Raw genomic sequence first — 25,598 nt, forward strand, 5'->3', positions numbered from 1 at the left:
CTCAGAGCGACAGCTGCCGGGACGGCGGGCCGAGCAGGACGGCGATGTCGCCCGGCCGGGCCTCCGGGGTGTGCGCGGGGGTGACCGGGACGAGCCGCCCGTCGGCGCGGACGACGAACAGCACATCGTGTCCGGCCGGGACGGCGCCGTCGGCCCGCCGGGTCGTCACCCGGGCCCCGGCCTCGTAACGGCGGGCCAGCTCCGGCCCGGTCAGGCCGGTACGGAAGAGCGGCTCGCCCCCGGTGTACGGCGCCACCACCCCCTGGCTGTCGGCGGCCGGGCCGAGCCGGTGCACCGGGCCCTCGACGCTCTCCCGCAGGGTCATGGCGGCGAGGGCGTTGAAATCGTCCTCCTCGGTGAGCAGCAGCACACCGGTGATGCCCTCCAGCTCCGCCCCGGCACCCGAGGCCGCCGCGAGTAGTTCGCCCGGCGCCAGGGGCAGCCCGGCCTCCTCGATCCGGGCCCGCTGCCGCTCGGCGCCCGCCCACATCAGCACATCCAGTCCCGCCGAGCGCAGCGCGCGCCCCAGATCGACCGCCCAGGGCGAGCCGCCGACCAGCAGCGGCCGGGACCGGGCGGGGCGCAGCACCCCGAGCCGCCGGGCGACCGGAAACGCCGTCAGGCCGTACAGCGTGACGGTGGCGACGATCACCACGAAGGTCGCGGGAAGGATCCGCTCGGCGCCCTCGACGCCCCGCGCCACCAGGGTCGCCGAGAAAGTGGAGGCGGTCGCCGCGGCGACGATGCCACGCGGGGCCATCCACCCGATGAACCACCGTTCCCCGCCGCGCACATCGGTACCGGCCGTCGACACCAGGGCCACGAGCGGGCGCACCACCAGCACCAGGAGGGCGACCAGCGCGAGCGAGGGCAGCACCACATGGCGCAGCGAGGCCGGGGTGACCGTCGCCGAGATGGAGATGAACAACAGGCCGATGATCAGCGAGACCAGCGTGTCCAGGAACGGCCGGCGAGCCGGAACGTCCAGGCCCGGCAGATTCACCATGGCCATTCCCATGACCACCGCCGAGATGAGCCCGGTGTCCTCGCGGAGCGCGTCGCAGGCGGCGGCGACCCCGATCACCGCGGCGATCTGCGCAGACGTGGCCAGCTCCTCGTTCAGCCGGACATGGCGCAGCAGCAGCCACAGCACGCCGACCCCGATCGCGCCGCCCACCGCACCCACCGCGGCGCTGGCCGCGAACTGCTCCAACTGGCTTCCCAAACCCTTGAGTTCACCGGCGACCACGGCATGGAAGACCAGCGCCCCCAGGATGCCGCCGACCGGGTCGATCAGGGAGCCCTCCCAGACCAGGATGCGCTGCAGCCGCTCGGAGGGCCGTACGAAATTGAGCAGCGGCCCGACGACCGTGGGACCGGACACCACGAGGATCGCGCCCAGCATCACGGCCGCGCCCCTGGACATGTTCAGCACCGGCACCGCGAACAGCGCGGCGGCCAGCCAGGTGATGAGCGCCCCCAGCCAGAGCAGCCTGACCACGATGCGCCGGGTGTGGCCCCGCAGCCGCCTGAGCTCCAGACCGAGCCCGGCCTCGTAGAGGATCACCGCCACCGCGAGTGAGACCAGCGGGGAGAAGGCCTCGCCCAGCAGCTTCTCGGGGTTGACGTTGTCCGTCAGTGCCCCGGCGGCGAAGCCGACCGGCAGCAGGATCAGCAGTGCGGGGACGCGCAGCCGGCTCGCCAGCAACTGGGATCCGACCGCCAGCACCACGATGAGCCCCACGCCCACCATTACTTGATCAGCCGTCATGTCCGTACCTCCCACGGCGTCAGCCTCCGGCGGCGAAGCCGGGGTAGAGCGTCATCCCGCCGTCGACGTAGATCGTGGTGCCCACGACGTAGTCCATCAGGTCGGACGCCAGCAGAGTCACGGCGGCGGCGACGTCCGCCGGATCGCCCACCCGGCCGTAGGGGATCAGCTCCAGCAGTCCGGCCTCGGCCTCCGGGGTGTTCCAGGCCTCGGTGTTGATGGGCGTGCGGATGGCGCCGGGGGCCACGGCGTTGACCCGGATGCCCCGCGGGGCGCACTCCTGGGCCAGGGTCCGCATCATCATCAGGACGCCGCCCTTGGACGCGGCGTAGTTCGCGTGCCCCGCCCACGGAATGATCTGGTGGACCGAGCTCATACAGATGATCTTCCCGGCGGCGCGGGACACCTCGGGCACGACGCCCCGGCGGTCGAACTCCTTGACCGCCTCCCGGGCGCACAGGAACTGGCCCGTGAGATTGACGTCCAGCACCCTGTCCCACCGGTCCAGGGTCATCTCCGTGACGGCGGCGTCCCGCTGCAGTCCGGCGTTGGCGACCAGGACGTCGATCGTGCCGAACTCCTCGGCCATGCGGGCGAACATCCCGACGACCTGATCCTCCCGGGAGACATCCGCCCGGTGGGCGCACGCCCGCACGCCGAAGGACTCGATCTCCCGCACCACCTCCTCGGCCGCCTCGCGGGCGGAGGAGTAGTTGACGACGACATCGGCACCGGCCCGTCCCAGCTCCACCGCGGTCGCCCGGCCGATGCCGGAGCTCGCCCCGGTCACCAGCGCCTTCTGGCCGCGCAGCAGGGGCCACGGCATCCGCTGCCGGTCCGTGTCCGCCGGTTGGGTCATCGCAGTCTCCCGTCACCCCGCGCGTGGCGGTCCCGGAAACCCGTGGGACCCCGGTCCGGCCCCCGCAGGCCGTCCGCGCGCGACAACCATCCGTGGCGGCGGGGGAGGCGCGGGGCAGGGCTCGCACCACTGGGCCGTCGGAGTCACCCGCTGTCCACCGGATGGAGCAACCGGGACCGTGCCCGCCCACGTCCACGACCGAGATGCGTACCGGCCCGCCCACTGCTCCAATGACGGAGACACAGGCCCCGGCCGGACCGGGGCAGCCGAGATTCTGAGGAGCCGGTGTGAGCAGCGAGACCGACGAGACGGGGCCGATCGACTATCTGGTGGTCGAATTCCCGGGCAGCCGGATGACGGGCGAGGGGCTGCCCCTGCTGGTCGACCTGGTCGACCGGGGAATCATCCGGATCCTGGACCTGGTCTTCGTCAGGAAGGACCAGGACGGAACGATCGCGGGGGTGGAACTCTCCGAGCTGACCGGCGGCGGCCACGACGAGCTCGCCGTGTTCGAGGGAGTGTCCTCCGGCCTGCTCGGCCGGGACGACATCGACGAGGTGAGCGCGGTCCTGGAACCCGGCAGCGCGGCCGGGATCGTCATCTACGAGAACGTGTGGGCCGGACCGTTCGCGGCCGCCCTGCGCCGCTCCGGGGGACGGCTCGTCGCCAACGGGCGGATCCCGGTCCAGGAGATCCTGGCATCGCTCGACGCGGCCGAGGCCGGCACCGGGGCCTGAACCGTTCGGCCGCGGCGGCGCCGACCGGTCCGCGCGGCCCCGGCGGGCCCCCGCACCAGCCAGTCACCGGCCCCCGCACCAGCAAGTCAAAGGAGATGCACCATGCCAGGCCTTCTTCGCGGCGTCGCCCGTACAGCGGTGATCGCCGGAACCGCCACCTCGGTCTCCAACCGGGTCTCCCGGCGCCAGGCGGGCCGCTGGGCACAGCAGGACGCCGAGCAGGCGCAGGCCCGGCCCGCCGCCGCGGCGCCCCCGCCCGCGTCCGTGGCGCCGGAGGACGAGATGAGCAACAAGATCGCCCAGCTCAAGGACCTCGGTGATCTCAAGAGCCAGGGTGTGCTGAGCGAGAGCGAGTTCGAGGCCCAGAAGGCGAGGATCCTCAACTCCTGACCGCTCCGGCCCGTGCGACCGGGACCGCGCGGGCCCGGCTCACTCCCGCTTGTCGTCCCAGGGCGTACCCATCCAGCTGTCGAAGGTACGGATCAGCGCGCTCAGCGCCGCCGCGAGCCGCCAGTCGACCCACGGCGCGTGGACGTGGACCTCGTCGTCGTCCGAGAAGAACTCCAGCGGCACTTCCCGGCCGGACCGCCAGATGATCCGCCGCGGCCCGCGCGCCACATCGCCGCCGCCGGACAGCAGGCTGCCCACGCCGATGGCCACCTGGACGGGCAGCAGCAGCCACCACACGTACCACCAGAAGATCCGGCCCTTGAACCCGACCGCCTCCGGGCAGCCGGTCTGGGCGACCGTCCAGCGGGTCCGCAGTCCCTTGCCGTAGAGGGCCTTCTCCCGGACGAGCGTGCCGATCGGCTCGCCCTGCGCGCCCAGTACCCGGTACGTGGCGACACCGTCCGCCGCGGACACGGTGACCAGGGTGGCCAGCCGCGCCCGGCGCTCGGCGTCGGCCCACAGCACGAAGGAACGCACCCCCGACTTGCGGGCCGCCAGATACGCGGGTATCCCGCCCTCCGGCAGTTCCCGCTCCACATGGGCGACCACCCGCGACTCGCCGCCCGGCGCGTCGGTGAACTCGACGACATGGCCGACGGGCGAGACCGCGGCCGGCTTCAAGGTCAGCACGCTGCTCACCGGTGAACTCCTCCGTTGTGTACTGCTCGGATATCTGTGCGCGGCTCGGACGTCGCACAGTGGACGGGTGCCCTGAGAAGATCGATCCGTGGAGTCCGCCGAACCCTTCCCCGAACCGCTTCCCGGCGCCGGTGCCGGAGCCGAGCCCTCGCCCGAGGACGAGCAGGGCGGCCGGACCGCCCGGCGACGGGTGGTGCGCTGCCGCATGTGCGGCCGCCCGCTCACCGGTACGGCCTCACGCCGCACCGGCCTCGGGCCCGCCTGCGACGCCAAGCTCCACCCGGCGCCGCCGGACATCCGTACCCGGCGCCACGAGGTCGAGCAGGACCCGCTGCCCGGCATCTGAGCCGGACACGGCTACTCACCGAGGCGGCGGAACAGCCCCTCCTGCACCACGGACACCAGCAGGTTGCCGCCCCGGTCGTAGATCCGGCCACGGGCCAGCCCCCGGCCGCCCGTCGCGACCGGCGACTCCTGGTCGTAGAGGAACCACTCGTCCGCACGGAACGGGCGGTGGAACCACATGGCATGGTCCAGCGAGGCCATGTCGAAGCCGCGCGGCCCCCACAGCGGCTCCACCGGGATACGGACCGCGTCCAGGAGCGTCATGTCGCTGGCGTACGTCAGCGCGCAGGTGTGCACCAGCGGGTCGTCGCCCAGCGGGCCGACCGCGCGCATCCATACCGCGCTGCGCGGATCGGCGTCCCTGACCTCCTCCTTCGTCCAGCGCAGCCGGTCGACGTACCGGATGTCGAACGGCTGCCTGCGGGCCATCCTCTCCAGCGCCTCCGGCAGCGCTCCCAGGTGCTCACGGACCTCCTCGGCGACGGTCGGCAGCTCCTCGGGGTCCGGGACCTCGCGGGCCGGCGGCAGCTGGTGCTCGAAGCCCGCCTCCTCCGGCCGGTGGAAGGACGCCGTCAGATTGAAGATCGTCCGGCCCTGCTGGACGGCGGTGACCCGGCGGGTGGTGAACGACCGGCCGTCCCGGACGCGCTCCACCTCGTAGACGATCGGCACCCCCGGCCGTCCCGGACGCAGGAAGTACGCGTGCAGCGAATGGACCGGCCGGTCCCCGTCGGTGGTCCGGCCCGCCGCGACCAGAGCCTGCCCGGCGACCTGCCCGCCGAAGACCCGTTGCAGGGACTCCTGGGGGCTGCGGCCACGGAATATGTTGACCTCGATCCGCTCCAGGTCGAGCAGATCGACCAGGCGCTCTGCGGGATCCGTCATGCCGTTCGTCTCCACTCTCGCAGCGGCGCCGCCCCCGCGGCGTACGTCCTCACAGCTGACCGACGGAGGTGACTCGGACGACGGCCCGGCCCTCCTCGTCGGAGGCGGCCAGATCGATCTCCGCGCTGATGCCCCAGTCGTGGTCGCCGTTCGGATCGGCGAAGGTCTGCCGGACCCGCCACAGCCCGTGCGCCGCGTCCTCGTCGATCTTCAGCAGCTTCGGACCGCGGGCGTCCGGGCCGGTGCCCAGGTCCTCGTACTCGTCCCAGTAGGCGTCCATGGCCTCGCCCCACGCGTCCTCGTCCCAGCCGGCCTCGCCGTCCAGCTCGCCGAGATCGCGGACCCGGTCCAGCGCGGCCAGCTCGACCCGGCGGAACATCGCGTTGCGCACCAGCACCCGGAAGGCGCGGGCGTTGGCCGTCACCGGCTTCACCTCGTCGGCCCGCTCCTGCGCCTGCTCGGCGGTCTCCACCTCCGGGTTGGCGAGCTGCTCCCACTCGTCGAGCAGACTGGAGTCCACCTGACGGACCATCTCGCCCAGCCAGGCGATCAGATCCTCCAGGTCCTCGGACTTGATGTCGTCCGGGATGGTGTGCTCCAGCGCCTTGTACGCACTGGCCAGATACCGCAGCACGATGCCCTCGGTACGGGCCAGCTCGTAGTTGGAGGTGAACTCCGTGAACGTCATGGCACGTTCGTACATGTCACGGATCACGGACTTCGGCGAGACCGGGTGGTCGCCCACCCACGGGTGGCTCCTGCGGTACACGTCGTAGGCGTGCCACAGCAGCTCGCTCAGCGGCTTCGGGTACGTGACCTCCTGGAGCAGCTCCATCCGCTCCTCGTACTCGACACCGTCCGCCTTCATCTGCCCGACCGCTTCGCCGCGCGCCTTGTTCTGCTGCGCGGCCAGGATCTGCCGCGGGTCGTCGAGCGTCGACTCGACGACGGAGACCATGTCCAGGGCGTACGAGGGGGAGTCCGGGTCCAGCAGGTCGAACGCGGCCAGCGCGAAGGTCGACAGCGGCTGGTTGAGGGCGAAGTCCTGCTGGAGATCGACGGTGAGCCGGACGATCCGGCCCTCCGCGTCCGGCTCGTCGAGCTGCTCCACCACACCGCCGTCCAGCAACGAGCGGTAGATCGCGATGGCCCGGCGGATGTGGCGCAGCTGCGCCCGGCGCGGCTCGTGGTTGTCCTCCAGCAGGTGCCGCATCGCCTTGAAGGCATTGCCGGGACGTGCGATCACGGACAGCAGCATGGTGTGTGTGACCCGGAAGCGGGAGGTCAGCGGCTCCGGGTCGGACTGGATCAGCTTGTCGAACGTGGTCTCCGACCAGGCGACGAAGCCCTCGGGGGCCTTCTTGCGGACCACCTTGCGCTTCTTCTTCGGGTCGTCGCCGGCCTTCTTGACGGCCTTCTCGTTCTCGATGACGTGCTCGGGCGCCTGCGCCACGACGAAGCCCGCCGTGTCGAAGCCGGCCCGGCCCGCGCGGCCGGCGATCTGGTGGAACTCCCGGGCGCGCAGCGTACGTACACGGGTGCCGTCGTACTTGGTGAGCGCGGTGAACAGCACCGTGCGGATGGGGACGTTGACGCCGACGCCGAGGGTGTCCGTACCGCAGATCACCTTCAGCAGGCCGGCTTGGGCGAGCTTCTCCACCAGACGCCGGTACTTCGGCAGCATGCCGGCGTGATGCACCCCGATGCCGTGCCGCACATAGCGGGAGAGGTTCTGGCCGAACTTGGTGGTGAAGCGGAAGTTGCCGATCAGATCGGCGATCTTCTCCTTCTCCTCCTTGGTGCACATGTTGATGCTCATCAGCGACTGCGCCCGCTCGACGGCCGCGGCCTGGGTGAAGTGCACGATGTAGACCGGCGACTGCCTGGTGTCCAGGAGCTCGGTGAGGGTCTCGGTGATCGGGGTCAGCCGGTACTCGTAGCTGAGCGGGACCGGCCGGGTCGCCGAGCGCACCACGGAGGTGGGGCGGCCGGTGCGGCGGGTCAGGTCCTCCTCGAACATCCGGACGTCGCCGAGCGTGGCCGACATCAGGATGAACTGGGCCTGCGGCAGCTCCAGCAGCGGGATCTGCCAGGCCCAGCCGCGGTCCGGCTCGGCGTAGAAGTGGAACTCGTCCATCACGACCTGGCCGATGTCGGCGTACTTGCCGTCACGCAGCGCGATGGAGGCCAGCACCTCGGCCGTGCAGCAGATCACCGGGGCGTCGGCGTTGACCGAGGCGTCGCCGGTGAGCATGCCGACGTTCTCCGTACCGAACAGCTTGCACAGGTCGAAGAACTTCTCCGACACCAGCGCCTTGATCGGCGCGGTGTAGAAGGTGACCTTGTCCTGGGCCAGCGCGGTGAAGTGCGCACCCGCCGCGACCAGGCTCTTTCCGGAGCCGGTCGGGGTGGAAAGGATCACGTTCGCGCCGGAGACCACCTCGATCAGCGCCTCCTCCTGGGCCGGATAGAGGGTGATGCCCTGCGTCTCGGTCCATGACGAGAAAGCCTCGAAGAGGGCGTCGGGGTCGTCGGTCGGGGGCAGCTGATCGATAAGGGTCACGCCCCCATCTTGCCTGCCTTCCGCCCGGATGAGGGAACCGGACGACGGTATGAAGATCATGGGCGATACGCTTCCCACTCAACTCGGCCGTGCCGTAACGGCAATGGCAGCGATACGACTCTGGGGGCGGGAAGAACCATGATGGGACCGGCACACTCTCTGTCAGGGGCGGCGGCCTGGCTGGGGGTGGGCGCGGCGGCGGCGGCCGCCGGCCACGCGATGCCGTGGCCCGTCCTCGTCGTCGGGGCACTGATCACCGCCGGGGCCGCGCTCGCCCCGGACCTCGACCACAAGTCCGCGACCATCTCGCGCGCCTTCGGGCCGGTGTCCCGGGGGCTCTGCGAGATCGTCGACAAGCTCTCGCACGCCGTCTACAAGGCGACCAAGATGCGCGGCGACTCGGCCCGCAACGGCGGCCACCGGACGCTGACCCACACCTGGGCGTGGGCGGTCCTGATCGGCGCCGGAGCCTCCGCCGCGGCGATCACCGGCGGCCGGTGGGCGGTGCTGGCGATCCTCTTCGTCCACCTGGTGCTCGCCGTCGAAGGACTGCTCTGGCGGGCCGCCCGGATGTCCAGCGACGTACTGGTCTGGCTGCTCGGCGCGACCAGCGCCTGGATACTGGCCGGCGTCCTGGACAAACCGGGCAACGGCTCGGACTGGCTGTTCACCGCCCCCGGCCAGGAGTACCTGTGGCTCGGTCTGCCGATCGTGCTCGGAGCCCTCGTCCACGACATCGGCGACGCGCTGACCGTCTCCGGCTGCCCGATCCTGTGGCCCATCCCGATCGGCCGCAAGCGCTGGTACCCGATCGGCCCGCCGAAGGCCATGCGGTTCCGGGCCGGGAGCTGGGTGGAGCTGAAGGTGCTGATGCCGGTGTTCATGGTGCTCGGGGGAGTGGGCGGGGCAGCCGCTCTGAACTTCATTTGACCGGGAGGAGGCCGGGGAGCCCGGCCGGTACCGCGGGCTATGGCGAAGGCGCCGCTGAGCTTGCCGAGCAGTACGAGAGCGTCTCCTTCGCGGAGGTCCACCGCGAAATGCTCGATCTGTTCCCCTCCCGGCCCGGCGCGGCGCGGCGCGGTCCTGGACATCGGTGCGGGCAGCGGACGCGACGCCGCCGCGCTGGCGGGCCTGGGACACCGGGTCCTTGCCGTCGAGCCGACGGCGGAGCTGCGCTCGCTCGGCCGTCGGATCCACGCGGACCGGGCCATCGAGTGGATCGACGACTCGCTGCCGGAGCTACGGGTGCTCCGCGGCCGGGACGAACGGTTCGACCTGATCCTCCTGACGGCTGTCTGGATGCATCTGGACAGCCGTCAGCGGGAGTCCGCGATGGCGAGCATCGCCGGTCTCCTCGTGCCCGGAGGCCAGGTGTTCCTCTCCCTGAGGCACGGCCCGGTTCCGGCAGGACGACGGATGTTCGACGTCTCGCCGGACGAGACCACTGCACTCGGCCGTCACCACGGCCTGGACCCGGTGCGTCTTGCCGAGCGTGAGGATCTGCACGGCCGGCCGGGTGTGCGGTGGAGCTGTTTGGGACTGCGCCGGAACCCGGATGCCGACTGAGGTCGCCCCGCAGCCCCACCGCCCCTCACCCGTGCCAGGACCGCCAGAGCGCCGCATACGCGCCGTCCGCCGCCACCAGCTCGTCATGGCTGCCCAGCTCGCTGATCCGGCCGCGCTCCACCACCGCGATCACATCCGCGTCGTGCGCGGTGTGCAGCCGGTGGGCGATCGCCACGACCGTGCGGCCGTCCAGCACCCGGGCCAGTGAACGCTCCAGATGACGGGCCGCCCGCGGGTCCAGCAGGGACGTCGCCTCGTCCAGCACCAGTGTGTGCGGATCGGCCAGGACCAGCCGGGCCAGTGCGATCTGCTGGGCCTGCGCCGGGGTCAGCGCCAGACCGCCGGAGCCGACCTCGGTGTCCAGCCCCGCCTCCAGCGCCTTCGCCCAGCCGTCCGCGTCGACCGCCGCCAGCGACGCCCACAGCTCGGCGTCCTCGGCGCCCGTCCGGGCCAGCAGCAGGTTGTCGCGCAGCGAACCGACGAACACATGGTGCTCCTGGTTGACCAGCGCCACATGCGTACGTACGTCCTCCGCCTTCATCCGCGACAACTCGGCGCCACCGAGCGTCACTTCGCCCGCACGCGGGGCGTAGATCCCGGCCAGCAGCCGCCCCAGCGTGGACTTGCCCGCGCCGGACGGGCCGACCAGGGCCAGGCGCGTACCCGGCGCGACGTCCAGTGACACCCGGTGCAGCACGTCGAGCCCGTCGCGGTATCCGAAGCGCACCTCGTCGGCACGGACATCACGGCCGTCCGGGACGACCTCCGCATCACCCGCGTCCGGCTCGATGTCCCGCACCCCGACCAGCCGGGCCAACGACACCTGAGCGACCTGCAACTCGTCGTACCAGCGCAGGATCAGACCGATCGGGTCGACCATCATCTGTGCCAGCAGGGCGCCCGTCGTCAGCTGCCCCACGCTCAGCCAGCCCTCGATGACGAACCAGCCGCCGAGCATCAGCACCGAGCCCAGAATCGTCACATAGGTGGCATTGATGACGGGAAAGAGAACGGAACGGAGGAAGAGTGTGTACCGTTCCCACGCCGTCCACTGCCGGATACGGGTGTCCGACAGCGCGACCCGGCGCGCACCCAGCCGGTGCGCCTCCACGGTCCGTCCGGCATCCACCGTCTCCGCGAGCATCGCGGCGACCGCCGCGTACCCCGCGGCCTCCGAACGGTACGCGGACGGCGCTCGCTTGAAGTACCAGCGACAGCCGAGGATCAGCACGGGCAGCGCGAGCAGCACCGAGAGCGCCAGCGGCGGAGCCGTCACGGTGAGAGCGCCGAGCAGCAGCCCCGCCCACACCACACCGATCGCCAGCTGCGGCACGGCCTCGCGCATCGCGTTGGCCAGCCGGTCGATGTCCGTGGTGATCCTGGAGAGCAGATCTCCGGTACCGGCCCGCTCCAGCACCCCCGGCGGCAGCCCCACCGACCGTACGAGGAAGTCCTCGCGCAGATCGGCCAGCATCTCCTCACCGAGCATCGCGCTGCGCAGCCGCATCAGCCGGGTGAAGACGGTCTGCACGATCAGTGCGAGCGCGAACACCCCGGCGACGCGCCCCAGATGAAGGTCCCGCACCCCCTCGGAGAGGTCCTCGACCAGCCCGCCCAGCAGATACGGGCCGACGATCGACGCGATCACCGCGATGGCGTTGAACGCGACGAGCACGGTGAACCGCCCGCGATGGCGTCGCAACAGCTCCCGTACATAGCTCCGTACGGTGGTGGGGGTGCCGACCGGCAGGGTCGTCGCCGACTCCGGCGCGGCCGGGTCGTACGCCGGTACTGCGACGCCGATCATGCCCGTTCCTCGATTTTCTCGATCGTTCCGGTCGCGCCCAGGGAGGTCAGGGCCTCGATCTCGTCGTCCGTCTCACGTGTCACGACCGCCCGGTAGCGAGGGTCCGTGCGCAGGAGCTCACGATGCCCGCCGACCGCGACGACGGTGCCCCGGTGCACCAGCACCACCCGGTCCGCGAGGTCGAGCAGCAGGGGTGAGGAGGCGAACGCCACGGTGGTACGGCCCTGGCGCAGCGCCTTGATGCCGGCGGCGACCCGGGCCTCGGTGTGCGAGTCGACGGCGGAGGTCGGCTCGTCGAGCACCAGCGCCTCCGGGTCGGTCACCAGGGAGCGGGCCAGCGCCAGGCGCTGGCGCTGGCCGCCCGAGAGCGACCGGCCGCGTTCGGTGATCCGGGTCGTCATCGGGTCGCCGTCCGTGGCCACGGACGCCTGCGCCAAGGAGGCCAGCACATCGGCGCACTGCGCCGCCGTCAGCGCGTCCTCGGCGGTGACCCGGCCGGACGACGGAACGTCCAGCAGCTCGCGCAGCGTGCCCGAGAGCAGCACCGGGTCCTTGTCCTGGACCAGCACGGAGGTCCGGGCGGCATCCAGCGGGAGTTCGTCCAGCGGCACACCACCGAGCAGGACGGACGGGGCCGTCAGTGCCGAGGTCTCCCGGTCCGCGGAGCCGGCTGCTGCGCCTTCCGTCGCCGAGGCAGGACCGTCCTCGTCCGGGCCGGTGTCCGCCTGGGCGTGTCCGCCGAGCCGTTCGGCCAGCCGGCCCGCCTCGTCCGGATCTCCGCAGACCACTGCGGTGAACAGACCGGCCGGGGCCATCAGGCCGGTGTCCGGGTCGTACAGGTCACCGGTCGGCGCGGCGTCCGCGTCCGGTGCGGCACCGACACCCGACGGCCCGGTCGTGCGGCGCAACGACAGCACCCGGACCGCACGCTGGGCGGAGGGCCGAGAGAAGGAGTACGCCATCGCGATCTCCTCGAAGTGGCGGAGCGGGAACAGCATCAGGGTCGCCGCGCTGTACACCGTGACCAGCTGGCCGACCTCGATCCGGCCGTCCCGGGCCAGCACCGCCCCGTACACGACCAGCGAGATGAGCAGCGCGCCCGGCAGCAGCACCTGGATCGCCGAGATCAGCGACCACATCCGGGCACTGTGCACCGCGGCCTCGCGGACTTCCTGGGAAGCACGCCGGTAGCGGCCGAGGAACAGCTCCTCGCCACCGATCCCGCGCAGCACCCGAAGCCCCGCCACGGTGTCCGAGGCCAGCTCCGTGGCCTTGCCCGCCTTCTCGCGCTGGAGATCCGCACGCCGCGTCGCCCGGGGGAGCAGCGGCAGCACGGCGAGGGCCAGCAGCGGTACGGCGACCGCCACCAGGACGCCCAGCGACGGCAGATACAGCACGAGCCCCACACAGATCAGCACCAGCGCCGCGGCCGCCGCGGCGAACCGCGAGAGCGCCTCGACGAACCAGCCGATCTTCTCCACATCACCCGTGGAAACAGCGACCACTTCGCCCGCCGCGACCCGACGCGTCAGCGCCGAACCGAGCTCCGCGGTCTTACGGGCGAGCAACTGCTGGACCCGGGCGGCGGCGGTGATCCAGTTGGTGACCGCCGTACGGTGCAGCATCGTGTCACCCACCGCCATCAGCACGCCCAGGACCGCGATCAGCCCGCCCGCCCAGGCGAGCCGGCTGCCGGAACGGTCGACGACCGCCTGGACGGCGAAGCCGACCGCGGGTGGCAGACCGGCGAGGGAGCACTGGTGAAGCAGGCCCCAGGACAGGGACGCGAGCTGGCCCTTGAGCTGGTTGCGGCCGAGCCAGAGCAGGAAGCGAGGACCTGACCGGACATCGGGATCGCCTGGATCTGGGTAGGGAAGATCGCGAATCTGCATGACGTCCCATGGTTCGGTGTGACGGTTCGTTCGGTGCGACGGCCATCGGGTGGAAGACTCAAACCGTGCAAGACTCGCCCCGGGACGCCGGTCGGGGCAATTGATTTTTTTCTCCACGAACGGCACCGGCCGCGCCGCCGTCGCGATACGGACGGGCCGGCCGGTTACGTGCCGCGAGGCCCGGCCCGGCCGGGCCCCGCGGCGGTGTATCGGCCGGTCAGGCCTTCTCCGGGTTCTCCGAGTCCATGCCGGAGCGGGCCTTCTTCCACTCGCCGCGGGTGAAGTCCGGGATCTGCTGCGGCGCGCCCTTCGCCTTGATGGACAGATGGCTGAGGGGTACCGGCGACGTCCAGGTCGCCGCGTCGTACACATCGAAGTCGGGGACGAGCCCGAGCCGCATGCACTGCATCAGCCGGAACACCAGCATGTAGTCCATGCCGCCGTGGCCACCGGGCGGGTTCGCGTGCTCCTTCCACAGCCAGTGGTCCCACTCCTGGTACTTGGCGAAGTCGCCCCAGCTGTCATTGGTGTGGTCGGGCTCGATGTAGATACGGGCGGGGTAGTCCTCGAAGACGCCCTTCGTGCCGCCGAGGCTGTTGATCCGCGAGTACGGATGCGGAGTGGACACATCGTGCTCCAGCCGGATGACCCGTCCCTTGGCGGTCTGGACGAGACTGATGGTGCGGTCGGACTCGACGTAGGTCTCCTTCCAGCTCGGGTCGCCGGCCGGCATGTTCTTCTCGCGGTACTCGGCGAGCCCGAGGGACGGGGAACCGACACTGGTGATGCTCACCGCACGGTCGCCGCGGTTGATGTCCATGTAGTTGGCGACCGGGCCGAACCCGTGGTTGGGGTAGAGGTCACCCCGCAGCCTGGTGTGCCACAGCCTGCGCCAGGGGCCCTCGTAGTAGTCCGGGTCGAACATCAGGCCGCGCAGATCGTGGTTGTAGGCGCCCGCGCCGTGCAGCAGATCACCGAAGAGACCGGCGTGCGCCATGCGCAGCACCCGCATCTCGTTCTGCCCGTAACAGCAGTTCTCCAGCTGCATGCAGTGGCGCCTGGTGCGCTCGGACAGGTCGACCAGCTCCCAGAGCTGGTCGAGCTGGAGCGCGATCGGACACTCCACACCGACGTGCTTCCCGTTCAGCATGGCGGTCTTCGCCATCTGGAAGTGGAAGTCCCAGGGCGTCGCCACATAGACGAAGTCGATGTCACCGCGCTTGCAGAGGTTCTCGTAGTCGTCCTCACCATTGGTGTAGACGGCGGGCGCCGGCTGACCCGCGGCCGTCACCTTCGCCGCGGCCTGCTGCGCCTTGGCCTTGACCGGGTCGCAGACGGCGACGACCTGTACGCCGCTGACGGCGAGGAAGAGGTCGATCATGCTGCCACCGCGGTTGCCCAGGCCGACGATGCCGACCCGCACGGTGGATCGCCGGTCGAAGGGGACGCCCACCATGGTCCGGCCCTGACGCTTCGGCGCGGCCGCCGGGTCGGCGGCGCCCTCCGGGCCCCGGCCGGGGGCGGCGGCTGCCGAGGAGCTTCCGAGGGCGCCGAGTCCTAGCCCGGCCCCGGCCACTCCGGCGGTCGTCCAGAGGACCGAGCGGCGGCTCATGGAGCCCTCGTCGCCACCCTGCGTACCGTCGTTGTGCTGTGCTGCGTCGTTCATCGATCCTCCAGAAAGGGGGTCTGACGTGCGCGGCTGGTGCGTGAACCTCGGTAAGGACCTTGGTAGTTGGGTCTGCTGTTGCGCAAGGGGAGGGATTGGACTCCTGTGCCGAAACCATGGACTTTCGTGCCCGCACGAAAACGCCGGGCGGGCTCGAACGCGTCGAGCCCGCCCGGCGGTCCGGGGTGGCCAATGGGGACCGAACGGCCCGGTGATCAGCGCACGGCGGGCCCCGGCCGGGTCGCCCGCTCCAACTCCATCAGCACCGAGTAGTACTGCTGACCCGTGGCCCGGTCCATGCCGATCTCGCACATGCGGTTGGCCGAGAGGTAGGCGTCGTACTCGCGGGACTTCACCTCGGCGGCCTCCTTCGCCGTCGCCGAGGCCGTCAGCTCCTTGTGCAGCATGCCCCGGTCGCCCGCGAAGGCGCAGCACCCGGCGTCGTCGGGGATCACGACCTCCTCGGCACAGGCCTCCGCGACCGTACGCAACTGCTCCACATCGTCCAGATGCTGCATGGAGCACGTCGGATGCAGGACCGCCGAACCGGTCTTCCGGAGGACCGTCAGCTCCGGAAGCAACTCGTCGGCCGCCCAGACCAGGGAGTCGACGATGGTCAGCTCCCGGTGCAACTCCCGGTTGTCATCGGTGAGATACGGCACCACCTCATGGGCGATGCCCAGGGTGCAGGACGAGGCGTCGACCACCAGCGGCAGCTTTCCGCCGGCCGTCCAGCCCCACGCCGCCTCCACGATGCGGTTCGCCATCACGGCGTTGCCCTCGTCGTACCCCTTGGAGTGCCAGATCGTCGCGCAGCAGGTCCCCACGACATCGTCCGGGATCCACACCGGCTTTCCGGCGCGGGCGGACACGGCGACGACGGCCTGCGGCAGCGAAGGACCACGATGGCCCTCGGGGCCGCCGAAGATACGGTTCACACACGCCGGGTAGTACACGGCGCTCGCCCCGACACGGGAGGTCCGGGGCAGCTTCCGGGCGGCTGCGCCGGGGATCTCGGGCAGCCACTCGGGCACCAGATCGGGGCGCACGGCCTTGCGGGCGAGAGCGGTGATGGTCTCCAGCGGTCCGTCACCGAGCCGGTCACCGATCCGGCCGGCCGCGGCCACCGCCAGCCGCGCCGCCGCCTCCACCGCCTTGAAGTTCTTCGCCGTGAGCGCCGCGACCCGCTCCTCGCGCGGCGAGTGCCGCCGGTGGCGGAAGTCCTTCATCATCGCGCCGGTGTCGATGCCCACGGGACAGGCGAGCTTGCACGTGGAGTCGCCCGCGCAGGTGTCGACGGCGTCGTAGCCGTACGCGTCGAGCAGCTGCGTCTCCACCGGGGAGCCGTCCGCCTGCCGCAGCATCTCCCGCCGCAGCACGATCCGCTGACGCGGGGACGTCGTCAGATCGTGGCTGGGACAGGTGGGCTCGCAGAAGCCGCACTCGATGCAGGGATCGGCGATCGCCTCGACCTCGGGAATGGTCTTCAGCCCGCGCAGATGGGCCTTCGGATCGCGGTCGAGGACGATCCGGGGCGCCAGGACACCGTCGGGGTCGATGATCTGCTTGGTGCGCCACATCAGGTCGGTCGCCTTCGGACCCCACTCCAGCTCCAGGAACGGGGCGATATTGCGGCCGGTGGCGTGCTCGGCCTTCAGGGAGCCGTCGAAACGCTCCACCGTCAGCCGGCAGAAGTCGTCCATGAACGCGGCGTAGCGGTCGACGTCGGACGGCTTCGCCGCGTCGAAGGCGAGCAGGAAGTGCAGGTTCCCGTGCGCCGCGTGACCGGCCACGGCGGCGTCGAAGCCGTGCTCCGCCTGGAGCCCGAGCAGCGCCTCGCAGGCCTCGGCCAGCCGGGACGGCGGCACCGCGAAGTCCTCCGTGATCAGCGTCGTACCCGAGGGGCGGGAGCCGCCGACCGCGGTGACGAACGCCTTGCGGGCCTTCCAGTAGCCGGAGATGACCTTGGCCTCGCGGGTGAACGCATTGGTCACCGACGGGACCGGCGCGACCAGGTCCAGCCCCTCGACGACGGCCGCCGCGGCCCGCTCGTACGCCTCCTGACCGGACTCGTCCGGAGCACGGAACTCCACCAGCAGCGCCGCGGTCTCCTTGGGCAGCTCGGCCCAGTCCGCCGGCACGCCCTTGACGCTCACCGACGCGCGCAGCGTATTGCCGTCCATCAGCTCGACGGCGATCGCCCCCGCCTCGTTGAAACGGGGCACGGCGGCCGCCGCCGCGGTCAACGACGGGAAGAACAGCAGGGCCGTGGAGATCCGGCGGTCCAGCGGCAGCGTGTCGAAGACGACCTCGGAGATGAAGCCGAAGGTGCCCTCGGAGCCGACCATCAGACCGCGCAGGATCTGGACCGGCGTCGCACCGTCCAGGAAGGCGTCTAGGCGGTAGCCGTTGGTGTTCTTGATCTCGTACTTGGCGCGGATCCGGGCCGTGAGCTCCGGATCCGCCTCGATCTCCGCCTTCAGGGCCAGCAGCCCTTCGCACAGCTCCGGCTCGGCGTGGGCCAGGGCCTCGTCCGCGGCCGGGTCGCCCGTGTCGACGACGGTGCCGCTGGGCAGCACGAAGGTGAGGGAGGAGACCGTGCGGTACGAATTGCGGGTGGTGCCCGCCGTCATTCCCGAGGCGTTGTTGGCGACGACCCCACCGATCGTGCAGGCGATCGCGCTGGCCGGGTCGGGGCCCAGCAGCCGGCCGTGCCGGGCGAGGGCGGCGTTGGCCCGCACCACCGTCGTACCCGGGCGGATCCGGGCCTGCGCGCCGTCGTCCAGGACCTCGATGCCCGCCCAGTGGTGGCGGACGTCGACCAGGATGTCCTCGCCCTGGGCCTGGCCGTTCAGGCTGGTGCCGGCGGCCCGGAAGACGACCTCGCGGCCCCTGCCGTGCGCGTACGACAGGATCGCCGAGACGTCGTCGATGTCCTGGGGGACCACGACGACCTGGGGGAGGAAGCGGTAAGGACTGGCGTCGGAGGCGTACTTCACCAGGTCGGAGACCTTCCAGAGCACCTTCTCCGGACCGAGCAGGGCGATCAGCTCGGCGCGCAGCGGTTCGGGCGTGCCCGGAGCCTGCCGGTCGGGGACCCGGTCCACGGACGGCGTGCGCACCGCGTCGGGGCGCAGTGCTTCCGGCTTCGGCTCCAGCAGTGGCATGTCGAGGTCTCCTCGGCGGTTCGGTTCGGTACCACGGCGGCGGGGGCGCCGCCCGGTGTCCAGGGGCTGCTCCTCAGCAGCGGCGCTCCGGCATTCCGTTGACCAGAGCGGACAGGAGTCCGCCGAGCACCTCGCGCTGATCGGCGGTCAGTGGGGCCAGGATCTCCTCTGCGGCGGCCCGGCGCGCGTCGCGCAGCGACCGGAGGGTGGCGAGCCCCTCCTCGGTGATCTCGATGCGGACCACCCGGCGGCTGTCCGGATCGGGGGCCCGGCGCACCCGCCCGCTCGCCTCCAGCCCGTCGACCAGGGTGGTCACGGCGCGCGGGACGACGTCCAGGCGTTGCGCGAGATCGGCCATCCGGGGCGGGCCGTCGTAATGCGCGACGGTGCGCAGCAGCCGAAACTGTGCGGGCGTGATGCCGATCGGCTCCAGCTGGCGGCTCTGAATCCGCTGGAGCCTGCGGGTCACCCGCAGCAACTGCTCGGCGAGCACGCCGTCGGCGTCGGAGGAGTCCATGGAGGGAACAATATCAGGACCTCGTTCATTGTGAGTATAGGTAACAATGAGCTATGCTCTCAAAAATCGGCTCGTCGCAGCCCCGGCTCGATTCTCCGCTTCTGTGACCCTTGAGCCCATCGAGTCCCTGCTCCGGCCACGGCCGCCGCACGCCCGACGAAGGAGCCCATGAAACCCGACGCGATCAACTGGACACCCCCACCGCGGGACGAGAGCCGTCCGCCCGCCGAGGTGCGCCGCATCCTGCGCCTCTTCCGCCCCTACCGAGGCCGGCTCGCGCTGGTCGGGCTGCTGGTCGGCGCCTCGTCGCTGGTGTCGGTCGCCTCCCCGTTCCTGCTGCGCGAGATCCTGGACACGGCCATTCCCCAGGGTCGTACGGGACTGCTGTCGCTGCTCGCCCTCGGCATGATCCTCACCGCCGTGACGAACAGCGTCTTCGGTGTCCTGCAGACCCTGATCTCCACCACGGTCGGCCAGCGGGTCATGCACGATCTGCGGACCGCCGTCTATGCCCAGTTGCAGCGGATGCCGCTCGCCTTCTTCACCCGGACCCGCACCGGCGAGGTGCAGTCCCGCATCGCCAACGACATCGGCGGCATGCAGGCGACCGTCACCTCCACGGCGACGTCGCTGGTCTCCAACCTCACCGCCGTCATCGCCACGGTCGTCGCCATGCTGGCCCTCGACTGGCGGCTCACTCTGGTCTCGCTCCTGCTGCTGCCGGTCTTCGTCTGGATCAGCCGGCGGGTCGGCCGTGAGCGCAAGAAGATCACCACCCGGCGCCAGAAGCAGATGGCCGCCATGGCGGCCACGGTCACCGAGTCGCTCTCCGTCAGCGGCATCCTGCTCGGCCGGACGATGGGCCGTGCGGACTCCCTGACCAAGGGCTTCGCCGAGGAGTCCGAGAAGCTCGTCGACCTCGAAGTGCGCTCCAGCATGGCCGGGCGGTGGCGGATGTCCACGATCGGCATCGTCATGGCCGCCATGCCGGCGGTCATCTACTGGGCGGCGGGCCTCGCCCTGCAGTCCGGCGGACCGGCCGTCTCCATCGGCACGCTCGTCGCCTTCGTCTCGCTCCAGCAGGGCCTCTTCCGGCCCGCCGTGAGCCTGCTCTCCACCGGCGTGGACATGCAGACGTCCCTCGCGCTCTTCCAGCGGATCTTCGAATACCTCGACCTCGAAGTGGACATCACCGAGCCCGAGAGCCCGGTCCGGCTGGAGAGGATCCGCGGCGAGATCCGTTTCGAGGATGTCGATTTCAGCTACGACGAGAAGAGCGGCCCGACCCTCAGCGGCATCGATGTGACCGTCCCGGCCGGCGGCAGCCTGGCGGTCGTCGGACCGACCGGGTCCGGCAAGTCCACGCTCAGCTATCTGGTGCCCAGGCTCTACGACGTCACCGCCGGCCGGGTCACGCTCGACGGGGTCGATGTACGCGATCTGGACTTCGACACCCTGGCAAGAGCCGTGGGTGTGGTCTCCCAGGAGACCTACCTCTTCCACGCCTCGGTCGCCGACAACCTGCGCTTCGCCAAGCCGGACGCCACCGACTCGGAAATCGAGGCGGCGGCCCGTGCGGCCCAGATCCACGACCACATCGCCTCACTGCCCGACGGCTACGACACCCTCGTCGGCGAGCGCGGCTACCGCTTCTCCGGCGGCGAGAAGCAGCGGCTCGCCATCGCCCGCACGATCCTGCGCGACCCACCCGTCCTGGTGCTCGACGAGGCGACGAGCGCCCTCGACACCCGTACGGAATTCGCCGTGCAGGAAGCGATCGACGCCCTCTCCGAGGGGCGCACCACCATCACCATCGCGCACCGGCTCTCCACGGTTCGCGATGCCGACCAGATCGTCGTCCTGGATCACGGCCGCACCGCCGAGCGCGGCAGCCATGAGGAACTCCTCCAGCGGGGCGGGCGTTATGCCGCGCTGGTCCGGCGGGACACCCAACTGGCCCCTGCGACAAGCTGATTGGCGGGATCGAGTGTGCCCGGCCGAGACCGGACACGCGGCGACGCCGCCGCTCCCGTGGGACGGGGAGCGACGGCGCCGGGCGGAGCGATGGTCAGACGAGCCAACCCACGAAGTGGATGATGCCGGCGAGCAGGTTGGTGATGACGTTCATTCGGTGTTTCTCCTTGTGCGTATTGCAAATCTGGGACAGCACAGTCGCGGTCTGCAGCCCGTCGCTTGCGCCCTGTAATCATCCAGCGCCGCAGGGGAGTTGAGCAACGAATCCTGGAACGATCACGCGTTCCAGCGAACACCCGATCCCCTGTTCGTGTGTTCCATTCGAGAACTGCGGGCCCGTGTCGTCCGGGCCCGGGCCCCGAACGGCGGGATAGCGTGCCCGCATGGTGAACGAATCGCCGGACACCCCGCCCGGTCGCACTCTTCGCCCGACCCGGCGCGGCCGTCTGGTGCTGTTCATCGGCGTCGTCCTCGTCCTGGTCGTGGCAGCGGCCGTGCTCGTACCGCTGCTGACGAGGGGGCCGAAGGTCGAGCGGGCCCGCTCGCTGGTGATCCCCGAGGGATGGCGGGCCTCCCAGGTCTACGAGGCGGTCGACAAGGCCCTCGACGTCGAGCCCGGCACCACCGAGAAGGCCGCGACCACGGCTGACCTGCCGCTCCCGGCCGCCGCGAAGGGCAACCCCGAGGGCTACCTCTTCCCGGCGACGTACCCCGTCACCTCCGGCACGACCCCGCAGAGCCTGCTCAGGTACATGGCCGACACCGCGGTCGAACGATTCGGCGCTGACCACATCGCAGCCGGCGCACAGCGCAACGGTGTGTCGGTGTACCAGACGGTGACGATCGCCTCCATCGTGCAGGCCGAGGCGGACACCACGGCCGACATGGGCAAGGTCGCCAGGGTTGTCCACAACCGGCTGGACCGGGGCATGCCGCTCCAGATGGACTCCACGCTCAACTACGCGCTGAACCGCAGCACCCTGCACACCACCACGGGCGACACGAAGATCGACAGCCCGTACAACAGCTATGAGCGCAAGGGACTGCCTCCCACACCCATCGGGAACCCGGGGGAACAGGCGATGACGGCGGCGATCAACCCCACTCCCGGAGCGTGGCTGTACTTCGTCACGGTCGCACCGGGGGACACCCGCTTCACCAGCAGCTACACGGAACAGCAGCGAAACGTGGCGGAGTTCAACCGCAACCGCCGCAGCGCCTCCGGCGGCTGAGCACCCGCGCCGTCAGACCACGGCGGGCGCGAACACCTCATCGGCGTCCCCCGCCGCCGTGTCCGCCCCTTTCAGCAGTCGGCCGATCTCGCGCACCGCCGCCCGCCCCGCCCGGTTGGCCCCGATCGTGCTGGCGGACGGCCCGTACCCGACGAGATGGATACGCGCGTCCCGCACCGCCCGGGTGCCCTCGACCCGGATGCCACCGCCCGGCTCGCGCAGTTTCAGCGGCGCGAGATGGTCGATGGCGGCCCGGAATCCGGTGGCCCAGAGGATGACATCCGCCTCGACCGTCCGCCCGCCGTCCCACGCCACCCCGTTCGGAGTGATCCGGTCGAACATCGGCAGCCGGTCCAGCACGCCCGTCTCGCGGGCCCGGCGCACCGCGTCAGTGAGCGGCAGCCCGGTCACGGACACCACACTCCGCGGCGGCAGCCCGCGCCGCACCCGCTCCTCCACCATCGCCACCGCGGCCCGCCCCAGCTCCTCGTCGAAGGGGCCGTCCCGGAAGACCGGCGGCCGACGCGTCACCCAGTACGTCTCGGCCGCCACCTCGGCGATCTCCATCAGATGCTGGGTGGCCGAGGCACCGCCGCCGACCACCACCACACGCTGTCCGGCGAACTCCGCCGGACCCGGGTAGTTCGCGGTGTGCAGCTGCCGCCCCCGGAAACCCTCCTGGCCCGGGTAGCGCGGCCAGAACGGCCGGTCCCAGGTGCCGGTGGCATTGATCAGGGCACGGGTGGCGTACGTACCCTCCGAGCTCTCGACCAGCAGCCGCCCGCCGTCGCCCTCGCGCACCGCGCTCACCTCGACGGGACGGTGGACCCGCAGGCCGAAGGTGCGCTCGTACTCGGCGAAGTACTCACCGATCACCTCGGAGGAGGGCCGGGCGTCGTCCGCTCCGGCGAGTTCCATGCCGGGCAGCGCATGCATGCCGTGGACCTTGCCGTAGGTCAGCGAGGGCCAGCGGAACTGCCAGGCGCCGCCCGGGCGCGGGGCGTGGTCGAGCACCACGAAGTCGCGATCCGGCTCCAGGCCGGTGCGGCGCAGATGGTAGGCGCCGGACAGACCTGCCTGTCCGGCGCCGATCACGACGACATCGACCTCGCGTGCTGCGCCCACCCCAAAGTTGTTCACGTTTCTACTAACCCTGTCGGAGGCGAGGATCTTCCCCGGCCGGCCGCCGGCTTCTGCCGTACGGGCAAGCCCTGCCTCTCCGCCGGTCCTTCCCCGCTCCGACCGGTCAGCGGCCCCCGGCGACCAGCAGCGGCGCACCCCCCGGCGCGGACGCCGGCCTGCCGTTCGCGGCAGCCACCCCGAGCAGCGGCGACGCGGGCACCGTCGACAGCAGACCGCGCGCCGCCAGCTCGGGTGTCACACCCTCGCCGAACCAGTACGCCTCCTCCAGATGCGGATAACCGGACAGCACGAAATGCTCCACACCCAGCGAGTGGTACTCCTCGATCCGGTCGGCGACCTCCTCATGACTGCCCACCAGCGCGGTGCCGGCCCCGCCTCGCACCAGACCGACGCCCGCCCACAGGTTCGGCGAGATCTCCAGCCTGTCGCGCGAACCACCGTGCAGCGCCAGCATCCGCTGCTGCCCGACCGACTCGCTCCGCCCCAGCGCCTGCTGGGCGGCGGCGATCGTCCCGGGGTCGAGATCGCCCAGCAGCCGGTCGGCCGTCGCCCACGCCTCGCGCGAGGAGTCGCGCGAGATCGTGTGCAGCCGGATGCCGAAGCGGACCGTACGGCCCTGCTCCTCGGCCAGACCGCGGATCCAGTCGATCTTCTCCTTCACCGCGGCCGGCGGCTCGCCCCAGGTCAGATAGACATCGGCATGAGCCGCGGCCACCGGCCCGGCCACAGCCGACGACCCGCCGAAGAAGATGTCCGGCAGCGGGTCCGGCGGCAGCGCGGTCAGCCCGCCCTCCACCTGGTAGTGCTCACCGTCGTAGTCGAAGGGCCGCCCGCCCCACACACCCCGCACCACCGACAGGAACTCGGCGGTCCGTGCGTAACGCCGGTCGTGGTCCAGGTGATCCCCGAACCGCCGCTGCTCCGTCGAATCGCCGCCCGTGACGACATTGAGCAGCAACCGCCCCCGGGTGATCCGCTGATAGGTCGACGCCATCTGCGCGGCGAGCACGGGCGAGATCACCCCCGGCCGGAACGCCACCAGGAACTTCAGCCGTTCGGTGTGCTGGGCCAGCGCCACCGTCGTCAGCCAGGCGTCCTCGCACCAGGTCCCGGTGGGCGTCAGCACGGCCTCGAAGCCCAACTGCTCGGCGGCCTTGGCGATCTGTGCCAGATACTCGATGTCGGGGGCGCGCACCCCGCTCACCGGAGTGATCCGGTCCCGCTTGATCCCGCCGTCGGTGTACGCGTGCCGGTCGACGAGCGTACGCCCGTCACCGCCGGTGGGCAGGAACCAGTGCAGATGGACGTTCATGACGAGGCCTTTCCGTAGGTGCGGGGAGCGGTGGAGGACGGCGGCAGATCGCGGTTGAAACGGGTGTCGACGTACTCCTTGAAGGAGAAGCGCCGCGGAATGAGCTTCAGACCGGCGAAGGTGTCCGCGATGGCCTGCTCGGAGGCGATCGCGGCAGGATCGAGGGCCACGGACACCCGGGTTCCGGCACTGAGCCGCACCGCGTCCAGGGCCACCTCGTACGGCAGCCCGGTCTCCTTCGCCCAGACCTTCGCCCAGGCCTCCGGATGCTCGAACACCCAGGACTGCGCCCGCTGCAGCCTGACCAGCAGATCGCCGATCGCCCTGGACTTCGCGGGATCCTTCAGCGCGGCCGGGGACGCCACCTGGAAGCTGAGACCGTTCACGACACCCTGGCCGGTGGTCAGCACCCGGGACTTGGTGCTGCGCAGCACCTGCGAGGTGTACGGATCCCAGATCGCCCAGGCGTCGACCTTGCCCCGGCTGTACGCGGCCAGCGCGTCCGCCGGCTGAAGATACTTCGGCTTCACGTCCTCGATGCCGAGCCCCGCCTTCTTCAGCGAGGCGATCAGCTGGTAGTGGGCCGAACTGCCCTGCGCCACCGCGATCGACCTGCCCCTGAGCTGGGCTGGGGACTTCAGCGGCGAGTCCTCGGGTACGACGATGGCCTCACCGGCGGACGATCCGTGCGCGGCGCCCACCACGACGATCCTGGAATCGGAGCCGGCCGCGAAGACGGGCGGTGTGTTGCCGACGCCCCCGAGGTCCACGGCCTGCGCGTTGACGGCTTCCAGAAGGGGCGGACCCGAGGCGAAGGTCGACCACTTGATCCGGTAGTCGAGGTCGTCCAGCTCGCCGGCGGCCCGCAGGATCGCTTCATAACCCCCCTTCTGGTCACCGACATCGAGGACGACACCGCCCTTTCCGTCGGTGTCACCGGTGGTGGAGGCGGACGTGGCACCGCCGCAGGCGGACAGCAGCAGAGCGAGGGGCAGCAGGAGGGCAGGCAGGGAACGACTTCTCATCGGATCCTCTTTCGTCGTGCACGGAGGCGGGCGGGGTGGACGGGCGGC

The 25,598-nt window shown here is 71.0% G+C and carries 20 protein-coding genes; 7 read left to right on the top strand and 13 right to left on the bottom strand.

What is annotated here, in order from left to right; genetic code table 11:
- Position 1: 1 nt before the first annotated feature.
- Together EES42_RS17775 and EES42_RS17780 are read right to left on the bottom strand one after the other, a co-directional pair.
- Entirely contained in the window at positions 2-1,771 is a 1,770-nt protein-coding gene (locus EES42_RS17775; protein WP_124719165.1) for a cation:proton antiporter, read from the bottom strand.
- Between the two features lie 19 nt (positions 1,772-1,790).
- Positions 1,791-2,630: an SDR family oxidoreductase gene (locus EES42_RS17780; RefSeq protein WP_124719166.1), complete on the bottom strand. Its 840-nt coding sequence runs from the start codon at positions 2,628-2,630 to the stop codon at positions 1,791-1,793.
- Between the two features lie 287 nt (positions 2,631-2,917).
- Between EES42_RS17780 and EES42_RS17785 the strand changes: the two genes are divergently transcribed.
- Both EES42_RS17785 and EES42_RS17790 read left to right on the top strand, forming a co-directional pair.
- Positions 2,918-3,367 (top strand): DUF6325 family protein, encoded by a 450-nt coding sequence (locus EES42_RS17785; protein WP_206433494.1) that lies wholly within the window; start codon positions 2,918-2,920, stop codon positions 3,365-3,367.
- Positions 3,368-3,469: 102 nt separating this feature from the next.
- Positions 3,470-3,757: an SHOCT domain-containing protein gene (locus tag EES42_RS17790; RefSeq protein WP_124719167.1), complete on the top strand. Its 288-nt coding sequence runs from the start codon at positions 3,470-3,472 to the stop codon at positions 3,755-3,757.
- A 39-nt stretch (positions 3,758-3,796) separates the two neighbouring features.
- Here the strand turns inward: EES42_RS17790 and EES42_RS17795 are convergent, their stop codons facing one another.
- Complete coding sequence (locus EES42_RS17795) at positions 3,797-4,456, bottom strand: hypothetical protein (RefSeq protein WP_241196434.1); 660 nt, start codon at positions 4,454-4,456, stop codon at positions 3,797-3,799.
- 88 nt (positions 4,457-4,544) lie between these two features.
- On the opposite strand from EES42_RS17795, the gene EES42_RS17800 reads away from it, so the two are divergent.
- Complete coding sequence (locus EES42_RS17800) at positions 4,545-4,802, top strand: DUF6011 domain-containing protein (protein ID WP_124719168.1); 258 nt, start codon at positions 4,545-4,547, stop codon at positions 4,800-4,802.
- An 11-nt stretch (positions 4,803-4,813) separates the two neighbouring features.
- On the opposite strand, the gene EES42_RS17805 is transcribed toward EES42_RS17800, so the two are convergent.
- Together EES42_RS17805 and EES42_RS17810 are read right to left on the bottom strand one after the other, a co-directional pair.
- Complete coding sequence (locus tag EES42_RS17805; RefSeq protein WP_124719169.1) at positions 4,814-5,686, bottom strand: acyl-CoA thioesterase; 873 nt, start codon at positions 5,684-5,686, stop codon at positions 4,814-4,816.
- Positions 5,687-5,735: 49 nt separating this feature from the next.
- Positions 5,736-8,309: a DEAD/DEAH box helicase gene (locus tag EES42_RS17810; protein WP_206433495.1), complete on the bottom strand. Its 2,574-nt coding sequence runs from the start codon at positions 8,307-8,309 to the stop codon at positions 5,736-5,738.
- A 78-nt stretch (positions 8,310-8,387) separates the two neighbouring features.
- On the opposite strand from EES42_RS17810, the gene EES42_RS17815 reads away from it, so the two are divergent.
- Positions 8,388-9,179: a metal-dependent hydrolase gene (locus EES42_RS17815; protein ID WP_124719171.1), complete on the top strand. Its 792-nt coding sequence runs from the start codon at positions 8,388-8,390 to the stop codon at positions 9,177-9,179.
- Positions 9,180-9,239: 60 nt separating this feature from the next.
- Positions 9,240-9,815, top strand: a complete 576-nt coding sequence (locus EES42_RS17820) for a class I SAM-dependent methyltransferase (RefSeq protein WP_241196435.1) — start codon at positions 9,240-9,242, stop codon at positions 9,813-9,815.
- A gap of 25 nt (positions 9,816-9,840) precedes the next feature.
- Here the strand turns inward: EES42_RS17820 and EES42_RS17825 are convergent, their stop codons facing one another.
- The 5 genes from EES42_RS17825 to EES42_RS17845 form a co-directional block, all read right to left on the bottom strand.
- Positions 9,841-11,622, bottom strand: a complete 1,782-nt coding sequence (locus EES42_RS17825; protein ID WP_124719172.1) for an ABC transporter ATP-binding protein — start codon at positions 11,620-11,622, stop codon at positions 9,841-9,843.
- Positions 11,619-13,514, bottom strand: coding sequence for an ABC transporter transmembrane domain-containing protein (locus EES42_RS17830; RefSeq protein ID WP_124719173.1), 1,896 nt, complete (start codon positions 13,512-13,514; stop codon positions 11,619-11,621). The genes EES42_RS17825 and EES42_RS17830 overlap by 4 nt, the downstream gene beginning before the upstream one ends.
- A 217-nt stretch (positions 13,515-13,731) precedes the next feature.
- Positions 13,732-15,180 (bottom strand): Gfo/Idh/MocA family protein, encoded by a 1,449-nt coding sequence (locus EES42_RS17835; RefSeq protein WP_124719174.1) that lies wholly within the window; start codon positions 15,178-15,180, stop codon positions 13,732-13,734.
- Between the two features lie 215 nt (positions 15,181-15,395).
- Positions 15,396-18,347 (bottom strand): FAD-binding and (Fe-S)-binding domain-containing protein, encoded by a 2,952-nt coding sequence (locus EES42_RS17840; protein ID WP_124719175.1) that lies wholly within the window; start codon positions 18,345-18,347, stop codon positions 15,396-15,398.
- A gap of 73 nt (positions 18,348-18,420) precedes the next feature.
- Positions 18,421-18,864, bottom strand: coding sequence for a MarR family winged helix-turn-helix transcriptional regulator (locus tag EES42_RS17845; protein ID WP_124719176.1), 444 nt, complete (start codon positions 18,862-18,864; stop codon positions 18,421-18,423).
- A 168-nt stretch (positions 18,865-19,032) separates the two neighbouring features.
- Here EES42_RS17845 and EES42_RS17850 point away from each other — a divergent pair, with 168 nt between their 5' ends.
- Positions 19,033-20,838, top strand: coding sequence for an ABC transporter ATP-binding protein (locus EES42_RS17850; RefSeq protein WP_124719177.1), 1,806 nt, complete (start codon positions 19,033-19,035; stop codon positions 20,836-20,838).
- Positions 20,839-21,221: 383 nt separating this feature from the next.
- A complete protein-coding gene (gene mltG, locus EES42_RS17855; RefSeq protein WP_124719178.1) occupies positions 21,222-22,070 on the top strand; it encodes an endolytic transglycosylase MltG in 849 nt (282 codons plus the stop codon).
- 12 nt (positions 22,071-22,082) lie between these two features.
- Here the strand turns inward: mltG and EES42_RS17860 are convergent, their stop codons facing one another.
- From EES42_RS17860 to EES42_RS17870, 3 genes are all read right to left on the bottom strand, one after another.
- On the bottom strand, positions 22,083-23,195 hold the full coding sequence (locus tag EES42_RS17860) for an NAD(P)-binding domain-containing protein (protein WP_241196436.1): 1,113 nt from the start codon (positions 23,193-23,195) through the stop codon (positions 22,083-22,085).
- Positions 23,196-23,316: 121 nt separating this feature from the next.
- The gene (locus EES42_RS17865; RefSeq protein ID WP_124719180.1) at positions 23,317-24,525 is read right to left on the bottom strand and encodes an LLM class flavin-dependent oxidoreductase; all 1,209 of its coding nucleotides are present in this window, start codon (positions 24,523-24,525) and stop codon (positions 23,317-23,319) included.
- Positions 24,522-25,550, bottom strand: a complete 1,029-nt coding sequence (locus EES42_RS17870; protein ID WP_124719181.1) for an ABC transporter substrate-binding protein — start codon at positions 25,548-25,550, stop codon at positions 24,522-24,524. Before EES42_RS17870 ends, EES42_RS17865 begins: the two co-directional genes overlap by 4 nt.
- Positions 25,551-25,598 lie beyond the last annotated feature (48 nt).

Source organism: Streptomyces sp. ADI95-17, from assembly GCF_003846175.1.
GTDB classification, from domain to species: domain Bacteria; phylum Actinomycetota; class Actinomycetes; order Streptomycetales; family Streptomycetaceae; genus Streptomyces; species Streptomyces sanglieri.

What these genes read in the sequence shown, in the direction of transcription:
- EES42_RS17775 (WP_124719165.1), bottom strand. Translation starts at nt 1,771, where the DNA reads ATGACGGCTGATCAAGTAATGGTGGGCGTGGGGCTCATCGTGGTGCTG.
- EES42_RS17780 (WP_124719166.1), bottom strand. Translation starts at nt 2,630, where the DNA reads ATGACCCAACCGGCGGACACGGACCGGCAGCGGATGCCGTGGCCCCTG.
- EES42_RS17790 (WP_124719167.1), top strand. Translation starts at nt 3,470, where the DNA reads ATGCCAGGCCTTCTTCGCGGCGTCGCCCGTACAGCGGTGATCGCCGGA.
- EES42_RS17805 (WP_124719169.1), bottom strand. Translation starts at nt 5,686, where the DNA reads ATGACGGATCCCGCAGAGCGCCTGGTCGATCTGCTCGACCTGGAGCGG.
- EES42_RS17810 (WP_206433495.1), bottom strand. Translation starts at nt 8,309, where the DNA reads ATGATCTTCATACCGTCGTCCGGTTCCCTCATCCGGGCGGAAGGCAGG.
- EES42_RS17815 (WP_124719171.1), top strand. Translation starts at nt 8,388, where the DNA reads ATGATGGGACCGGCACACTCTCTGTCAGGGGCGGCGGCCTGGCTGGGG.
- EES42_RS17825 (WP_124719172.1), bottom strand. Translation starts at nt 11,622, where the DNA reads ATGATCGGCGTCGCAGTACCGGCGTACGACCCGGCCGCGCCGGAGTCG.
- EES42_RS17830 (WP_124719173.1), bottom strand. Translation starts at nt 13,514, where the DNA reads ATGCAGATTCGCGATCTTCCCTACCCAGATCCAGGCGATCCCGATGTC.
- EES42_RS17835 (WP_124719174.1), bottom strand. Translation starts at nt 15,180, where the DNA reads ATGAACGACGCAGCACAGCACAACGACGGTACGCAGGGTGGCGACGAG.
- EES42_RS17840 (WP_124719175.1), bottom strand. Translation starts at nt 18,347, where the DNA reads ATGCCACTGCTGGAGCCGAAGCCGGAAGCACTGCGCCCCGACGCGGTG.
- EES42_RS17845 (WP_124719176.1), bottom strand. Translation starts at nt 18,864, where the DNA reads ATGGACTCCTCCGACGCCGACGGCGTGCTCGCCGAGCAGTTGCTGCGG.
- EES42_RS17850 (WP_124719177.1), top strand. Translation starts at nt 19,033, where the DNA reads ATGAAACCCGACGCGATCAACTGGACACCCCCACCGCGGGACGAGAGC.
- mltG (WP_124719178.1), top strand. Translation starts at nt 21,222, where the DNA reads ATGGTGAACGAATCGCCGGACACCCCGCCCGGTCGCACTCTTCGCCCG.
- EES42_RS17865 (WP_124719180.1), bottom strand. Translation starts at nt 24,525, where the DNA reads ATGAACGTCCATCTGCACTGGTTCCTGCCCACCGGCGGTGACGGGCGT.
- EES42_RS17870 (WP_124719181.1), bottom strand. Translation starts at nt 25,550, where the DNA reads ATGAGAAGTCGTTCCCTGCCTGCCCTCCTGCTGCCCCTCGCTCTGCTG.